The organism is Arthrobacter rhamnosi, from assembly GCF_054510855.1.
Genome location: NZ_JBTNDT010000004.1, coordinates 82,421 through 97,878, shown reverse-complemented (window position 1 = coordinate 97,878; position 15,458 = coordinate 82,421). Strand labels below are relative to the sequence as shown.

14 protein-coding genes are annotated in these 15,458 nt (G+C 69.7%); 3 read left to right on the top strand and 11 right to left on the bottom strand.

The features are described 5' to 3' along the window. Positions 1-15 precede the first annotated feature (15 nt). The 8 genes from ACX80I_RS09340 to ACX80I_RS09305 all read right to left on the bottom strand — a co-directional run bounded on the left by ACX80I_RS09340 (position 16) and on the right by ACX80I_RS09305 (position 9,479). The gene (locus ACX80I_RS09340; RefSeq protein WP_459344836.1) at positions 16-870 is read right to left on the bottom strand and encodes an alpha/beta fold hydrolase; all 855 of its coding nucleotides are present in this window, start codon (positions 868-870) and stop codon (positions 16-18) included. A gap of 112 nt (positions 871-982) precedes the next feature. Continuing rightward, complete coding sequence (locus ACX80I_RS09335) at positions 983-2,620, bottom strand: ABC transporter ATP-binding protein (protein ID WP_459344835.1); 1,638 nt, start codon at positions 2,618-2,620, stop codon at positions 983-985. Then, positions 2,617-3,372, bottom strand: a complete 756-nt coding sequence (locus tag ACX80I_RS09330) for an energy-coupling factor transporter transmembrane component T (RefSeq protein ID WP_459344834.1) — start codon at positions 3,370-3,372, stop codon at positions 2,617-2,619. The genes ACX80I_RS09335 and ACX80I_RS09330 overlap by 4 nt, the downstream gene beginning before the upstream one ends. Positions 3,373-3,391: 19 nt before the next feature. Further along, positions 3,392-4,231, bottom strand: coding sequence for an ECF transporter S component (locus tag ACX80I_RS09325; RefSeq protein ID WP_459344833.1), 840 nt, complete (start codon positions 4,229-4,231; stop codon positions 3,392-3,394). 241 nt (positions 4,232-4,472) lie between these two features. Next, the gene (locus ACX80I_RS09320; RefSeq protein WP_459344832.1) at positions 4,473-5,507 is read right to left on the bottom strand and encodes a nucleoside hydrolase; all 1,035 of its coding nucleotides are present in this window, start codon (positions 5,505-5,507) and stop codon (positions 4,473-4,475) included. A gap of 2 nt (positions 5,508-5,509) precedes the next feature. Beyond that, complete coding sequence (locus ACX80I_RS09315; RefSeq protein ID WP_459344831.1) at positions 5,510-6,175, bottom strand: GntR family transcriptional regulator; 666 nt, start codon at positions 6,173-6,175, stop codon at positions 5,510-5,512. Positions 6,176-6,270: 95 nt separating this feature from the next. Next, positions 6,271-9,114, bottom strand: coding sequence for an aconitate hydratase (locus ACX80I_RS09310; RefSeq protein ID WP_459344830.1), 2,844 nt, complete (start codon positions 9,112-9,114; stop codon positions 6,271-6,273). A 101-nt stretch (positions 9,115-9,215) separates the two neighbouring features. Then, positions 9,216-9,479, bottom strand: a complete 264-nt coding sequence (locus ACX80I_RS09305; protein ID WP_459344829.1) for a YegP family protein — start codon at positions 9,477-9,479, stop codon at positions 9,216-9,218. Between the two features lie 204 nt (positions 9,480-9,683). Between ACX80I_RS09305 and ACX80I_RS09300 the strand changes: the two genes are divergently transcribed. Continuing rightward, entirely contained in the window at positions 9,684-10,097 is a 414-nt protein-coding gene (locus ACX80I_RS09300) for a hypothetical protein (protein ID WP_459344828.1), read from the top strand. A gap of 9 nt (positions 10,098-10,106) precedes the next feature. Here ACX80I_RS09300 and ACX80I_RS09295 read toward each other — a convergent pair whose 3' ends face one another. After that, a complete protein-coding gene (locus ACX80I_RS09295) occupies positions 10,107-10,913 on the bottom strand; it encodes an SDR family NAD(P)-dependent oxidoreductase (protein ID WP_459344827.1) in 807 nt (268 codons plus the stop codon). 184 nt (positions 10,914-11,097) lie between these two features. On the opposite strand from ACX80I_RS09295, the gene fdhA reads away from it, so the two are divergent. Next, positions 11,098-12,315 (top strand): formaldehyde dehydrogenase, glutathione-independent, encoded by a 1,218-nt coding sequence (gene fdhA / locus ACX80I_RS09290; RefSeq protein ID WP_459344826.1) that lies wholly within the window; start codon positions 11,098-11,100, stop codon positions 12,313-12,315. 487 nt (positions 12,316-12,802) lie between these two features. Then, positions 12,803-13,537, top strand: a complete 735-nt coding sequence (locus tag ACX80I_RS09285; protein ID WP_459344825.1) for a transglycosylase family protein — start codon at positions 12,803-12,805, stop codon at positions 13,535-13,537. Positions 13,538-13,694: 157 nt separating this feature from the next. Here ACX80I_RS09285 and ACX80I_RS09280 read toward each other — a convergent pair whose 3' ends face one another. Both ACX80I_RS09280 and ACX80I_RS09275 read right to left on the bottom strand, forming a co-directional pair. Then, entirely contained in the window at positions 13,695-14,432 is a 738-nt protein-coding gene (locus tag ACX80I_RS09280) for a hypothetical protein (RefSeq protein WP_459344824.1), read from the bottom strand. Positions 14,433-14,490: 58 nt separating this feature from the next. Beyond that, positions 14,491-15,390 carry an SDR family oxidoreductase gene (locus ACX80I_RS09275; RefSeq protein WP_459344823.1) on the bottom strand — a complete coding sequence of 300 codons (900 nt, stop codon included), beginning with the start codon at positions 15,388-15,390 and terminating at the stop codon, positions 14,491-14,493. Between the last annotated feature and the right edge of the window lie 68 nt (positions 15,391-15,458).

Sequence of the window (15,458 nt, the reverse complement as noted above, 5' to 3'; positions counted from 1 at the left end):
CGCCCGGAACCTCGATCAGGCCTCGCCGCGCAGCGAGGGGTCGAGCAGTTCCGCGAACTCCCGGGGTCGCGAGGCGATCCACCAGTGGCCACCGTGGACAGTGGTGACGGTGAGGTCCTCCACCCACTCCTCCAGTCCGTCGACGAGGTGCCGGGACAGGAACGGATCCTTCCGGGGGACGATGACATGCACGGGAAGGGTGACCGGTCGGCCCCGGGGAGGCTCTGCAGTACGGGACATGTTCGTCCGGTACAGGGCGAGGCCGCGGAGAGGGTCCGCGCCGACGTTGCGCCGCGCCGTCAGCTCGTAGCGGCGGGTCAGGACGTATTTCCAGGACAGCTCGGGCAGGACCGGCAGCTGGAAGGCCGCGACGTACCAGCTGCGCAGTACCTGTCCGATCCCCTGGGGGACCAGCCGAGGGTTCCGGAAGCGGCCGCGCAGCCAGCGGGAGAAATGGCGCAGGTCGGGACCCGAGATGCTCGTGTAGTCGGTGATCCTCCCGTCCGCGCGCTCGTCCTGCACGGCGGCCCAGCCCTGGATGGAACCCCAGTCGTGGCCCACGAGGCGGACCCCGCCGGGGGCGTCGATCCCGTCGAGGACGGCGAAGAGGTCGTCGACCAGTTCCGCCAGCGTGAAACCGGCTCCGTCGCGGGGGCGTGACCGGCCGGCGTTGCGCGTGTCGAACGCGACGAGATGGTGTGTGGGCGCGAGCTCCCGCAGGACCGGGTGGAACACCCGGTGGTTGTCGGGGTATCCGTGCAGGAAGACCATCGTCGGAGCGTCGGGGTGAGGGTCCCGCCCGTACTCGAACACCGCGAGGTCCGCTCCCTGGGTGCGGATCGTCCGATGCCTCTCGCGCAACACGTCCATGCGTCCCACCCTAGGTGCTCACCGGCGCGGACGGGCGCCGAGCCGGTGCAGAAATCCTGTATCAGGAGCCGGAACCTCGTATCAGGAGCCGGGTGCCGAGCCGGGCGCCGAGTCAGGAGGCAGCGCCGGTGCCAGTGCCGGTGGCGCGGATCCTGCCGTCCTCGAGCCAGACGGACCTGTGCGCGACAGTGTCGGCGAAGGCGGCATCGTGCGTCGCCAGGACGACGGCGCCCCCGCCCTCGGCATGGCGGGTCAGCAGGGTGGCGAGCATCGAACGGGTGGGCTCGTCGAGGCCCGCGGTCGGCTCGTCGAGCGCCCAGACCAGCGGGCCCGTGGCCATGAGGGAGGCAAGGGCGACGAGACGCCGCCGGACGAAGCTCAGTTCGTAGGGATGGGCGTCCTTCAGCCCACCCAGTCCCACGCGGTCGAGGGCCTCACCGGCCTTCCGGACGGCGTCCGCCCTGCGCGACCCGGTGGCCCGCGGGCCGTAGGAGACCTCGCGCAGCACGGTGCGCTCGAAGAGCTGCCGGTCCGTGTCCTGGAACAGGTAGCCGACCGTGGTGGCGAGGGTGCCCGTCGGCTGGCGGCGGATCGTGATCCCGTCCACCGTGACGGAACCGCTGTCCGCCCGGTACAGGCCGTCCAGGTGCTGGAGGAGCGTCGACTTCCCCGAACCGTTGGGTCCCCTCACCGCGACGATCTCGCCCGCCGAGATCGTCAGGTTCACGTCCGTCAGGCCCGTCGGCGGGTGGGGCCCACCGGCGGCAGGGTAGCGGAAGGTGACATCGCGCAATGCGACGAGCGGAGGGCCGGGTTTCCGGTCGGGTCCCGGGACGGGAGCGGGGACGGGACCGGGGACGGGAGCGGGGACGGGACCGGGGACGGGACCGGGGACGGGAGCGGGGACGGGACCGGGGACGGGAGCGGGGACGGGACCGGGGACGGGACCGGAGCGGCCCCGGGCGGCTACGGCCCCGGGATCGACGCGGGGAGGTTCCCCTGCCGTGCCGATCCCGTAGCGCCGCAGTCCAGCCCGGAGCCCTTCCTGCAGCGCGCCGTCGAAGACGGGACGTCCGTCGGCCAGCGCGACGACGCGGGCACCGGAGGGTGCGGACCGCGGGAGCATCGGCTCGCAGACCACCACGGCGGTGCCGTCCCGACGAAGGGCCTCGAGGGCCGCCGCTACGTCCTGTACCGCGTCGTCGTCGAGCCCCTGGAACGGCTCGTCGAGGACGAGGATCCGAGGTCGCTGGACCACGGCAGCGGCGATGAGAGTCCGCTGCAGCTGGCCCCCGGAGAGCCGGCGGGGGTCGCGGCCGAGCAGCGGTGTCAGCTTCAGGGACGCTGCGACCTCCGCCACGAGCCGGCGCAGCCGCTCCGTGGGGACGCCGCGGTTGGAGGGGCCGAAGGCTATCTCCTCCCCGACCGTTGCGGATATCATGGACAGCTGTCCCCACGCTCCCTGCGCCACGTAGGCGACCCTGCTGCTCCAGGCGGCGGGGTCGATCCGCGGATCCGTGGGGGTACCCGTGAAACGGATCGTCTCGCCGTCCAGTGCTATCGAACCGCGGAAGACGGACCCGGCATCGGCGCCCGTCATCCCGGCGAGCAGCCGGGCCAGTGTCGTCTTGCCGGAACCCGACGCTCCCGCGATAACGACGTACTCCCCCGGCCGTACCGTGAGGGTCAGACCCGCCAGGAGCGGCACGCCGTCGTCGTAGGCGAAGGTCTCGCTGTCGACGCTGATCACGTGATCGCCGTGACCACGAGCCATGCCGCCGAGAACACGCCGACGACGCCGACCATCGCGCGGCGCACCCGGCGCTGGAGCGGGGTGTCCGTGTCCGGCAGATAGCTCGTGCGCGCGCCGGAGGACGAGAAGCCCCGGGCCTCGAGCATGGAGTTGCGTTCCGATGCGTCCACGAGGAGCCCGATGACGAGCGGCGTCGTGACGGCCACCAGTGCCCGGAAGCGCGAGAGCGGGCCGCGGCCGACGACCAGTCCGCGGGCCTGCTGGGCGCGTGTCACCTGCCCCGCCCGCAGGGTGACATGGGGAAGCAGCCCGACAGCGGATCCCACGATGAACACGAGTTTCCGGTTCCAGCCCCGATGCGTCATGGTGGCCAGGAGTTCGGGGATGTCCAGGGTCATCGTCGCCGTCAGCAGCACTCCGGTGAACACGGTCATGCGCAGGCCCATTCCGGCCGCGAAGGTGAGGCCCTCCGCCGTGACCCGGGCGATGCCCAGATCGACCAGGACCGTGCTGCCCTCGGGGAAGAACAGGCCGTGGAGCAGGAGCGACGAGAGCAGCAGCGGCCCGGCCACCAGCACGATCGCGAGGCCGATCCGGCGCGCCCTGCCGGACAGCAGTACCGCAGGGAGCACCCCGAACACCAGGACCGCGAGGGAGAACTCCCAGCGGTTCACCACGAGGACGAGCACCACCAGCAGGACCGCGGCGAGCAGTTCGGTCAGGGGGTTGTAGATCCGTCGGCGGGGCATGGCCGAGGCTGCGCGGGTGCTATTTCCCCGCGGGCTGGACAGCAGCGTCGCCACTCCGGGTGCCGGCCCGCGTCCCGAGGACCCGGTGGGTCCGTGCGAACGGGAACTGGCGGACGGCGCGCTGCGGCAGGGCGTACACGATCAGGGCCACCAGGACGAAGACCACGATCTTGTCCAGCGAGTCCGACAGCAGTCCCTGCTTGGTGGCCGCGACCAGCAGCTTGTCACCCATCGAGCGGAAGGCGGCGATGATGGCGTTGGTGCCGAAGGTCCCGGCCGCGCCGAACATGAACACGGCCACCGGGGCGGCCACCAACCCGCCGATGGCACCCACGACGAGACCCGCGATGGGCGCGAGGTACACCCGGCGGAACGCCCCGTACTTCGCGGCCAGGCCGGCGAGCAGCCCGATGAGGGCGGCGCCCGCCGCGAAGGGCAGCGCGAAGGGGTTGAAGAGGCCCCAGATCGCGTTGCTGATCGCGCCGGTTGCCGCTCCGGCGGCAGGACCGGCGAGGACGGCCACGAGGACAGTCCCGATCGCGTCGAGGTAGATCTGCATGCCCAGGGAGCCGGCGATCTGCCCGATGGCGATGTTCAGGGCGATGCCGAGCGGCATGACGACCAGGGAACTCGTGGTCAGCATCGGCAGGATGCCGCCGACCAGCAGCGCACCGCCGCCGAGGAACCCGAACAGGGAGACGAGCGACGCCGTGCTGCCCATCCCGCCGGCGATCTCCGCCGGCTGGACGATCACGAGGAACAGGTAGGTGGCAACGATGAGCGCTCCGCCCAGGGCGAGGAGCAGGCGCCGCGGGCGCTGTGCGGTGGGCTCGGCTGCGAGGGTCAGGGGTGAACTCACGATATTCCTTGGGCGCGATGGAGGGAGGAGGACGCACCTCATGTCACCTCGGCGCCAGCCGCGCAGCACTGCGGGCAGCTACCAGTGTACCGGGGCGTTGCGCCGCCGCGCCGGGCGTCCAGACCCGGGGCAACGCCGCCACGGGTCTGCACCGCCGCGCCGGGTGCCCGCTCGACGAACGTCTGCACGCTCGACGAACGTCTGCCCGCCCAGACGCCAGGTGCACACCGGACAGCAGGCCTCAGCCGTGCATCCTCGCAAGGCTCGACAACCGGCGGACCAGAAGCTCGAACACCGCGGCAGGATCGTTGCCCGTGACGATCCGCGCGTTCGGCGCCCGCCTCCACATCCCCGCGACGTCCGCGACCGTCTGCCCGATGGTCAGCGGCGAGTCCGTCTCGACATCGACGGTTGCGAGCCGCTCCTCGAAGCCCGCCTCCCCCGTCGCCACCATCGCCGCGAACAGGTCGTGCAGGTGCGCGATGTAGCCCTGGTCGTACAGGCGGTGGAACTCCATGTAGAAGCGCAGGGCGTCGGACACGCAGGCGACGACGGCGTTGTCGCTGCCGCTGCGGGTCCCCTCCGGTTCGTCGGGGTCGAGCACCTCGGGCCCGGCACCGGCAGCGCGCGCGAGGGCGTCGATGTGAGCCGGCGTGCACTCGATGCGCTCGGTGGTCTCGAGCGCGCACACCACGGGCAGCTTCTCCCGCGGCAGCCCCTCGTAGGCCGCGAAGACCTCCTTGGCCGCGTGGGGGTCCACATGGATGTTCCACTCGGCTACCGGCGTCGTGTTCCCCGGGTAGTTGAAGGCCCCGCCCATGATCACGAGCCCCTTCAGGAGCATGGGCAGCTCCGGTTCGGCACGGAGGGCCAGAGCGAGGTTGGTGAGCGGTCCGGTGACCAGCGCGGTGATCTGCCCCGGATGGCAGCGGACGGCTTCGAGCCACACGTCGACGGCGTGGCGTGCCGAGACGGAACCCCGCGGCGGCGGCAGGACGGCGTACCCGATGCCCTGGTCGCCGTGCGTCTCCTCGGTGGTGACGAGCGGGACCTCGAGCGGGACCTCGCTGCCGATGGCCACCTCGACGCCGGCATGTCCGCACAGTTCGAGCAGGGCGAGGTTGTTGAGGGCCACCTGCCGGGCACCGACATTGCCGGCCGTGCAGGTGATGGCCTCGATGCCCACGCCGGGCGTTGCGAGCAGGTACAGGAGGGCGACGGCGTCGTCGATGCCGGTGTCGACATCGAGCAGGAGGCGCTGCCGGGTGTCCGCCACCGTCAGTCCGCCGCGGCGGTGCGGAGCAGCTGCAGCCGGAGCGTGCGGGCCGTCTCCATGTGCGTGCGCGCGATGGCGCGGGCATCGTCGCTGCGCCGTTCGGCGATGGCGCTGATCAGCGACTCGTGTTCGAGGAGCACCTCCTGCCAGCGGTTGCCCACGGACAGCGTGGAGCGCGGCGTGTGGATGAGGTGGGTCGAGAGCCGCTGCAGGAGGTCCATGAGGATGGGGTTGCGCGCGGAGGCCCAGAGGGAGGTGTGGAATTCGAGGTTGTTGGTCACCTTGGTGGTGTCATCCGGGTCGATGACGGCGCGGTCGCGTTCGAGCAGCGCCTCGAGCCGCATGATGTCCGCCGATCCGCGGTTCAGGGCCGCCTGGCCGGCAGCCTCCTCCTCGAGCATGACCCGGAGGTCGTAGATCTGGATGACTTCCTGGGCATCGATCTGGGGCACCTGCAGGCCGCGGGCCGCCCTCTCGAGGAGCCGCTCGTGCTGGAGCCTGCTGAGGGCTTCACGGACGGGCGTCCGTGACACCCCGAAGCGCTCCGAGATGACCACTTCCCTCAGCGCGGTCCCCGGCGGATGCACGCCGGCGAGGATCTCGCTGCGGAGGACCCGGAAGATGGTATCGCCGTCCACGCGCGCCGACAGTTCTGTGGACTCGGCCATGGCGCCCCCTCGGAATGTCGCGGATCGGATCGCAGGACCGGTGGCCTGCGGACGGCCCGGGCCGGGAGGACTCCCGGCCCGGAACCATGCGGTCGCTAGCTGGCGAGCTGGCGCAGCACGTACTGCAGGATGCCGCCGTTGCGGTAGTAGTCCGCTTCACCCGGCGTGTCGATGCGCAGGACGGCGTCGAACTCGACCGGCGCGCCGCCGTCGGCGGGCGTCGCCGTGACCCGGACCGTACGGGGAGTCCGGCCCTCGTTGAGCTCGGTCACGCCGCTGACCGCGAAGGTCTCCGTGCCGGTGAGGCCCAGGGACTGCGCGTTCTGGCCCGACGGGTACTGCAGCGGCAGCACGCCCATGCCGATGAGGTTCGAGCGGTGGATGCGCTCGTAGCTCTCGGCGATGACGGCCTTGACGCCGAGCAGCGCGGTGCCCTTGGCGGCCCAGTCACGGGACGATCCGGAACCGTACTCCTTGCCGGCGAGGACCACCAGCGGGGTGCCCGCCGCGCGGTAGTTCTCGGCGGCGTCGTAGACGGCGGCCTGCGGCGCGTCCGGCTGCGAGAAGTCCTTCGTGAACCCGCCCTCGACGCCGTCGAGCAGCTGGTTCTTGATGCGGATGTTCGCGAAGGTGCCGCGGATCATGACCTCGTGGTTGCCACGGCGCGAGCCGTAGGAGTTGAAGTCCTTGCGCTGGACGCCCTTCTCGGTCAGGTACCGGCCGGCGGGGGTGTCCGACTTGAACGATCCCGCGGGCGAGATGTGGTCGGTGGTCACCGAGTCGCCGAGCTTGAGCAGGACGCGTGCGCCGTCGATGTCCTCGACCGGGCTCGCCTCGCGCTGCATGCCCTCGAAGTACGGGGGCTTCCGCACGTAGGTGGACTCCGGATCCCAGGCGAAGGTGTCGCCGGCGGGCGTGGGCAGGGACTGCCAGCGCTCGTCGCCCTCGAAGATGGTCCGGTAGCTCGAGGTGAACATGTCCTCGTCGATGGACTCGTCGATGACCCTCTGGACCTCGACCGGGTTGGGCCAGATGTCCTTCAGGAAGACGTCGTTACCGGCTTCGTCCTGGCCGAGCGGCTCGGCGTCGAAGTCGAAGTCCATGGTGCCGGCGAGTGCGTAGGCGACCACCAGCGGCGGCGAGGCCAGGTAGTTCATCTTCACGTCCGGGTTGATGCGGCCTTCGAAGTTGCGGTTGCCGGACAGGACGGCGGTGACGGCGAGGTCGTTGTCCTGGATGGCCTGCGAGATCTCGTCCTCCAGCGGGCCGGAGTTGCCGATGCAGGTCGCACAGCCGTAGCCCACGGTGAAGAAGCCGAGCTTCTCCAGGTACGGGATCAGGCCCGACTTCTCGTAGTAGTCGGTGACGACCTTGGAGCCCGGGGCCACGGAGGTCTTGACCCACGGCTTGGACACGAGGCCCTTCTCGACGGCGTTGCGCGCCAGCACGGCGGCGGCGAGCATGACCGACGGGTTGGACGTGTTGGTGCAGGAGGTGATCGACGCGATGCTGACGGCGCCGTGGTCCAGCTCGAACTCGCGGCCGTCCTTCATGCTCACGCTGACCTTCTTCGACGGACGCGTGGACTCGTTCGCTCCGGCCGGGACCGTCTCGCGGGGCTCTGCGTTCTCGTCGGTGACCGACGAGGTCGTCCCGGGGGTGAAGCTCGGCGAGTCGGAGGCGGGGAAGCTCTCCTGGGAGGACTCGTCGACCGTGCCGCCGGGGGCGAAGGACAGCTCCGGGTCGGTCGAGTAGTTGCGCAGGTCCTCGCGGAACTGGCCCTTGGACTCGGTGAGCGCCACGCGGTCCTGCGGGCGCTTCGGGCCGGCGATCGAGGGGACCACGGTGGACAGGTCCAGCTCGAGGTACTCGGAGAAGCGGATCTCGCGGGACGGGTCGTGCCAGAGGCCCTGCTCCTTCGCGTACGACTCGACCAGCGCCACGTTCTCGGCCGGGCGGCCCGTGAGGCGCAGGTAGTCGAGCGTGACGTCGTCGATCGGGAACATCGCGGCGGTCGAGCCGAACTCGGGGCTCATGTTGCCGATGGTCGCGCGGTTGGCGAGCGGCACGGAGGCGACGCCCTCGCCGTAGAACTCCACGAACTTCCCGACGACGCCGTGCTTGCGCAGCATCTGGGTGATCGTGAGGACGACGTCGGTCGCGGTGGCGCCGGCGGGGATGTCACCGGTCAGCTTGAAGCCGACGACGCGCGGGATGAGCATCGAGACGGGCTGGCCGAGCATGGCAGCCTCGGCCTCGATGCCACCGACGCCCCAGCCGAGCACGCCGAGCCCGTTGACCATCGTGGTGTGCGAATCGGTACCGACGCAGGTGTCGGGGTAGGCGCGGAGGACGCCGTCGACCTCGCGGGTCATGACGGTGCGGGCCAGGTACTCCAGGTTGACCTGGTGGACGATGCCCATGCCAGGCGGGACGACCTTGAAGTCGTCGAACGCGGTCTGTCCCCAGCGGAGGAACTGGTAGCGCTCCCCGTTGCGCTGGTACTCGATCTCCATGTTGCGCTCGAGGGCTCCGGCATTGCCGAAGGCGTCGATCTGCACCGAGTGGTCGATGACCATCTCGGCGGGCGCGAGCGGGTTGACGCGCTTGGGGTCTCCGCCGAGGTCTGCGACGGCCTCACGCATCGTTGCGAGGTCGACGACGCAGGGAACCCCGGTGAAGTCCTGCATAATGACGCGCGCAGGGGTGAACTGGATCTCGGTATCAGGCTCCGCTGCGGCGTCCCACCGCGCGAGTGCACGCACGTGGTCGGCCGTGATGTTCGCGCCGTCCTCGGTGCGCAGCAGGTTCTCCAGCAGGACCTTGAGGCTGAACGGAAGGTTCTCGGCGCCCTCGACCGCGCTTAGCCTGAAAATTTCGTATTCAGCGCCGGCGACATCGAGTACGCCCTTCGCGCCGAATGAGTCCGCGGTCGACATGACGTTGGCTCCCTTCAGAGAGATTGTGGAATACCTTCATCCTATTCCACGTCCAGCGTCACTGTATACAGTCGTACACCAATGCTGCCGACAGCGAGATTCTAGGCTTCGCGGCGCCTCGGGCCGTCCCGCCCGACAGTGCCCTGCGGCCCGGCGAAGACGCCCTCCTGGTCCGGCGATCCGATCCTGCTGTGGTCCACCACGGGGCCCGTGCCGGCGATCTCCCGGATGAGTTCAATCCCCGCGATCGCCTCTTCCTTCGAGGCGTAGTACGTGGAGACTGCGACGAGCGTTCCATCCGGAGCGGTCAGTTTCACCCGGAACCCGTCGTCATGCGCATCCACCAGTTTGAAGTATCCTGCCATCGTCCTACCTCCTTGTAAGGGGCATTCCCACGAACCTGCGGTCCCATATGATAAGCATACTTACCGACCTGTTTTGCGGGACCCGGTACTCGTTTCCGGGGAACGGACACCACGCGGGAGCGGAGGGGTCCAGTAGTGTTCCCGGTGCCACCTCCGTTTCGACCAGGCGGTGTCGACGACAGCGCATCGACCAGAAGGAGCACGATGACAGAGTCAAGCAGCGCCGGGAACCCTGCCGGCGCAGCCCTTCCCGCTGATCACCCCCTCGGGCCCGCAGTTCCCGTTCCCCCGCTCGAGAAGGAAGCGCGGCGCAGCCGGGAGGACCCCATCACCCCGACCGGTCGCCGGGATTCCGGTTCCGCAGTCCGGGGCGGCGCGTCCGGTCACGGCGATGACGGTCGCCCCCACGCGGATCGACGCGAGAACGCCCTCGATCCCTCGCCGGGATCCGGCGACCACCACGGGACCTCCATCCGGGACGAGCAGCACACCCACCAGGCAGGCGTGGTGCCCGCCGCGTACGTGGGCGGAGGCACGCCGGACCATCCGGACGAGAACCGCCACCCCGAGGACGCCGTCCTGGAGCCCGATGCCTGGGACCGCGACACGGAGGACTGACGCGAGGAGTCAGCGACCCCGCTGCGCGAGCCGCGCCACGACCGACGACGGCGCCACCCGTGCCAGTGCCGTGAGCGCCTTGTAGCGGAGGCTGGGCACGGACACGGCCCTGCCCGCGGCCGTATCCCTCAGTGCCTCGCGGACCACGAGCCCGGCGTCGAGCCACAGGACGGCAGGGACGCTGGCCTTGTCGGCTCCCATCCGCTGGTGGAACTGGGTGTGGACGAAGCCCGGGCAGACCGCCGTCACCCGGACACCCTCCGGCCCGTAGGTGAGGTTCGCCCAGCGGCTGAAGCTGATCATGGCCGCCTTGGCCGCGCCGTAGGTACCCCTCGGGGTGAATCCGGCGACGCTCGCCACGTTGATGATGGTCCCGGCCCTCCGCGGGCGCATGGACTGCAGGGCCGCGTGGGCGAGCGCCAGGGGCACCTCCACGTGGATCCGGAGATGCCGGATCTCGTCCTCGAGCGTATTGTCCGCGAACGGCCTGACCAGCCCGTACCCGGCATTGTTGACCAGCACCGTGACGGCACGCGGCACGGCGCCCGGTCCCCCGGCAGCAGGCTCCCCCGGATCGGATTCCCCCGCGGCGCGGATCCTGCCGAGCACCCGTCCCAGGCCGTCGTCGTCGAGCAGATCGGCGGCGAGAGTCTCCACGTCGACGCCCCACGTCTCCCGCAGGATCGTCGCCGCCTCCTCGAGCGGACCGGGAGCCCGGGCCACCAGGACCAGGTTGCAGCCGCGGGCGGCGAACTGCCGCGCGAACTCGGCTCCGATGCCGGACGTGGCACCCGTGACAAGCACAGTCTCAGTCATGCAGCCACCTTCCCCCGCGCCGGCCACCCGCGCAAGACAGCCTGCTGACCATGCAACGTCGATGCGACCCTTCGGGTTGTACGGTCGCGCTATCGGCGTCATCGGGCATTCCTGCCCGTCGTACGCCGGGGTGCAGCGCCCGGGCACACCGGACCCACCACGTGCAGGCACGAGAGGAAGTTCCATGAGCGGTAACAGAGCTGTTGCGTACAAGGGACCAGGGAAGGTCGAGGTCATCGACACCGACTACCCGACATTCGAACTCAAGGACGGACCGGGGGTGAACCCGGCCAACATCGGCCGGAAACTCAATCACGGCGTGATCCTGAAGACCGTGACCACCAACATCTGCGGCTCGGACCAGCACATGGTCCGCGGCCGCACCACGGCGCCGTCCGACCTCGTGCTGGGGCACGAGATCACCGGCGAGGTCGTGGAGGTGGGGCCCGACGTCGAATTCATCAAGAAGGGGGACATCTGCTCCGTGCCCTTCAACATCGCCTGCGGGCGGTGCCGCAACTGCAAGGAGCGCAAGACGGGCATCTGCCTCAATGTGAACCCGGCTCGTCCGGGAGCCGCCTACGGCTACGTCGACATGGGTGGCTGGGTGGGTGGCCAGGCCGAGTACGTCCTGGTCCCCTACGCGGACTGGAACCTGCTGAAGTTCCCGGACCGCGACCAGGCGCTGGAGAAGATCCTCGACCTGACGATGCTCTCGGACATCTTCCCCACGGGTTACCACGGCGCCGTGACGGCCGGAGTAGGGGTCGGCTCGACGGTCTACATCGCCGGGGCCGGTCCGGTCGGTCTTGCCGCTGCTGCGTCGGCACAGCTGCTGGGCGCCGCCGTCGTGATCGTCGGCGACCTCAACGAGGGCCGGCTGGCGCAGGCACGGAGCTTCGGCTGCGAGACGGTGGACGTGTCCAAGGGTGATCCCCGGGACCAGATCGAGCAGTTGCTCGGCGTCCCCGAGGTGGACTGCGGCGTGGACGCGGTGGGCTTCGAGGCGCGCGGACATGGGAAGGGCTCGTCGAGCGAAGCCCCTGCCACGGTGCTGAACTCCCTCATGGAGGTCACCGCGGCCGGCGGCGCCCTGGGCATCCCGGGACTGTATGTCACGGGCGACCCGGGCGCGGTGGACGATGCCGCGAAGGTGGGATCCCTCTCCATCAGCCTCGGCACGGGGTGGGCAAAGTCACTGTCCTTCACCACGGGCCAGTGTCCGGTCATGAAGTACAACCGGGGGCTGATGATGGCCATCCTGCACGACAGGGTGTCGATCGCGAAGGCCGTCAACGCGAAGTCGATCGGACTCGAGGAGGCACCGCGCGGCTACGAGGAGTTCGACGCCGGAGCTGCGACGAAGTACGTGCTCGATCCGCACGGCTACGTGGCGGCCTGACCGGACGACGCGCCTCGAGGACGGCGAGCCGACGCGGCAGGAATGACTCGTCGATGCCGTTCTGACGTGGTGGCGAAGCCCCACTGACGGGCGGTTGCGACGCCCTGTCCACGGAGCGGCGAGGGGCCCGGGCACGAGCTGTCCGGGCCCTTCCTGCGCCCTCCCGGGACTGCAGAACGCAAGTGTGCCAGAGGATCCTCAAATGATCCACTTTTTCTTCCCTTGTTTTTCATCAATGTCAAGCACCGCACCGTACCGGTTTGGCAACGAATGAAAATTAATCTACGGTGGAGGTAGTTCCCCGTCCGGGGAAGCGAAAAAGCTGCCGACAATCGGGCAGCGATGAATGCCCGGCGCCGCCCTCCACCGCTCGTTGCTCAACAGGCGGCTGCCGAACCATGACCTCTATATCGTCAAGGTGAGCAGCGGCGCGAAGAAGTCCGGGGACGGGCCTAGTGCGGGTGGCCTTTCGGAGCATCGTAACCCCATGAACAAAATGACCTTCAGCACCAGCGCACGTCGCGGACTCGCAGCAGTAGCACTCACCGGCCTCGGCCTCGGCGCAGCGGCTGGCGCAGCCAACGCTGCCCCCGCCAGCGACTGGGATGCACTGGCACAGTGCGAGAGCGGCGGAAACTGGGGCATCAACACCGGCAACGGCTTCTCCGGCGGACTGCAGTTCACCCCCTCGACCTGGGCAGCCTTCGGCGGCCAGGGCGCCCCCCAGAACGCATCCCGCGAGCAGCAGATCGCTGTCGCCGAGAACGTCCTCGCCGGTCAGGGCTGGGGAGCATGGCCCGCATGCTCGGCCAAGCTCGGCCTCGGCAGTGCAGCCGCTCCGGCTCCGGTCCAGTTCCAGCAGGCCCCGGCTCCGGTTGTCGTCCAGGCTCCCGTTGTCGTCCAGGCTCCCGTCCAGGCTCCCGTCGTCGAGGCTCCCGTTCAGGTCCAGGCCCCCGTCGCGGCTCCGGTCGTCGTCGAGGCTCCCGTCGCGGCTCCGGTCGTCGTCCAGGCTCCCGTCGCAGCTCCCGTCGCAGCTCCCGTCCAGGCTCCCGTCGCACTGAGCGGCCAGACCTACACGATCCAGGCCGGCGACACCCTCAGCACGATCGCCGAGAAGCTCGGCATCGAGGGTGGCTGGCAGGCTCTGTTCGCCGCCAACACCGACACCGTGATCCACGCGGACCTGATCTTCACCGGTTCCATCCTGCAGCTCCCGGCCTAGTCCGGCCGATCGGCGCCGGGCCGGACCCCACGCCCTCCGCGTGACCTGCCCGGCCTGACTCCGAACTGAGCCCCCGTCTCCTCGAGACGGGGGCTCAGTCGTTTAACGGCTACGCGGCTCGGACACCGGCTGCTCGGCGAATGCCGGGAGTACGTACCTAGCCGCAGGACGTGGCGTCGACGTCGATCGCGAGGTCGTGGGCCACCGAGTAGTCGCGATCGGGGGTGGAGTAGGCGACGAGGATGTTGTCCGCGCTCCCATGGCTGACGCCCTCCGCCAGTTCGACGGTGATGATGATGTTGACATGCGCATCGGGCTCGAACTCGTAACCGTCCGCGGGGACGGGCGGGCCGATCGGCTCCGGCGGTGTGCTCGGGGTCGGCGTGGCGGCGTGTTCTTCGTGGGCGCCCGGAGTCGATTCCGCCCCCGGGTGGTGGTGCCCCTCGCGATTCGCGGTCTGCACCATGGACGAGAGGACCACCAGGCCCTCGGGATCGCCCAGTGTCATCTTCCCGAAGGTGAAGGTCTCGAGGGTCGGATTGTGCAGCATGACCGTGTAGCGCAGGCGGCTGTCATCGGGCTGCACACCGCACAGCTGCGCGCCGTCGATGCCCACGCCGAGTGGATCGTCCCCGAGGTCCCCCACGGGCACGGCCTGACTGCCGTCCTGCGGGGCGCTCTCCGATCCGGGCTGCTCCCGGCCCGAGGTGTTGACGCCCAGAGGATTCTCCTCGACGGTGCCGCAGCCCCCGAGTGCCAGCGAGGCCGACAGCGCGACAGCGAAGAGGGCGATCCGGCGTCCGGGCGGCAGTGCGGTTCCGAGGTTCACGATCGATTCGACCCATCCTGTCAGCTGGCCGCCGGGGTGCGAGGCTCCGGCGCTGGTACCTGGCATTCGTCGCACCGCCGGGCCCGGCTTGGTCCTGCTCCGGAACCGTCCGGAGGACGCTCCGTCAGGCGAGCGGCTTGCCACCTGTGACGCCCAGGATCTCTCCCGAGACGTACCGGGCGTCGTTGGAGGCGAGGAAGACGTAGGCGCCCGCCAGTTCGGCCGGCTGCCCCATCCGGCCGAGGGGCGTGTCCTCCCCGAACGACTCGAGTTTCTCGCTGGTGGTCGTCGCCGGTTGCAGTGGGGTCCAGATGGGCCCCGGAGCCACGGCATTCACCCGGATCCCGCGCTCCCCCAGCAGCTGGGCCAGGCTGAAGGTCAGGTTGTTCAGCGCGGCCTTGGTGGCGGCGTAGTCCATGAGGCTCGTGGACGGATGGTAGCCCTGCACCGAGGTGGTGTTGATGATCGAGGAGCCCTCGGTGAGGTGGGGCAGGGCGGCCTGCGTCAGCCAGATGGTGCCGTAGACGTTCGTCTCGAAGGTGCGGCGCAGTTGGTCCGCGTCGATGTCGGGAAGACCCTGGGGCTGGGCGATGTGGAAGCCTGCGTTGTTCACGAGGATGTCGAGCCCTCCGAGCCCGTCCACCACCTGGCGGACAGCCGAGGACGCGTACGCCTCGTCGCGCAGGTCTCCCGGCACGGCCATCGCCGTCCGCCCCTCAGCACGGATCAGTTCCAGGCAGCTGGCGCCGTCCTCCTCCTCCTCGGGAAGGTACCCGATCGCGACGTCGGCACCCTCCCGGGCGAAGGCGAGGGCCACCGCCCTGCCGATGCCCGAGTCACCGCCGGTGATGAACGCCCGCCGGCCCTGCAGCCGGCCGTGTCCCGTGTAGCTGTCCTCCCCGTGGTCCGGACGCGGGTCCATGCGCTCCGTGAAGCCGGGATATTCCTGCAGTTCCGGAGACGCATCGACGGCGGGCCCTCTCGGGTCGTCCTGGTCGAGCGTGCCTGACGGATCGTTGCCCATGGTGCTCCTGATGGTGGCGGACGGGAATACTAAGCCTACTGTCATTGTGTTTGTCGCGTTAGTCCTCT

Excerpts from the sequence above, each read along its gene's own strand:
- ACX80I_RS09340 (WP_459344836.1), bottom strand. The coding sequence starts at position 870 with ATGGACGTGTTGCGCGAGAGGCATCGGACGATCCGCACCCAGGGAGCG.
- ACX80I_RS09330 (WP_459344834.1), bottom strand. The coding sequence starts at position 3,372 with ATGCCCCGCCGACGGATCTACAACCCCCTGACCGAACTGCTCGCCGCG.
- ACX80I_RS09315 (WP_459344831.1), bottom strand. The coding sequence starts at position 6,175 with ATGGCCGAGTCCACAGAACTGTCGGCGCGCGTGGACGGCGATACCATC.
- ACX80I_RS09310 (WP_459344830.1), bottom strand. The coding sequence starts at position 9,114 with ATGTCGACCGCGGACTCATTCGGCGCGAAGGGCGTACTCGATGTCGCC.
- ACX80I_RS09305 (WP_459344829.1), bottom strand. The coding sequence starts at position 9,479 with ATGGCAGGATACTTCAAACTGGTGGATGCGCATGACGACGGGTTCCGG.
- ACX80I_RS09300 (WP_459344828.1), top strand. The coding sequence starts at position 9,684 with ATGACAGAGTCAAGCAGCGCCGGGAACCCTGCCGGCGCAGCCCTTCCC.
- ACX80I_RS09295 (WP_459344827.1), bottom strand. The coding sequence starts at position 10,913 with ATGACTGAGACTGTGCTTGTCACGGGTGCCACGTCCGGCATCGGAGCC.
- fdhA (WP_459344826.1), top strand. The coding sequence starts at position 11,098 with ATGAGCGGTAACAGAGCTGTTGCGTACAAGGGACCAGGGAAGGTCGAG.
- ACX80I_RS09285 (WP_459344825.1), top strand. The coding sequence starts at position 12,803 with ATGAACAAAATGACCTTCAGCACCAGCGCACGTCGCGGACTCGCAGCA.
- ACX80I_RS09280 (WP_459344824.1), bottom strand. The coding sequence starts at position 14,432 with ATGCCAGGTACCAGCGCCGGAGCCTCGCACCCCGGCGGCCAGCTGACA.
- ACX80I_RS09275 (WP_459344823.1), bottom strand. The coding sequence starts at position 15,390 with ATGGGCAACGATCCGTCAGGCACGCTCGACCAGGACGACCCGAGAGGG.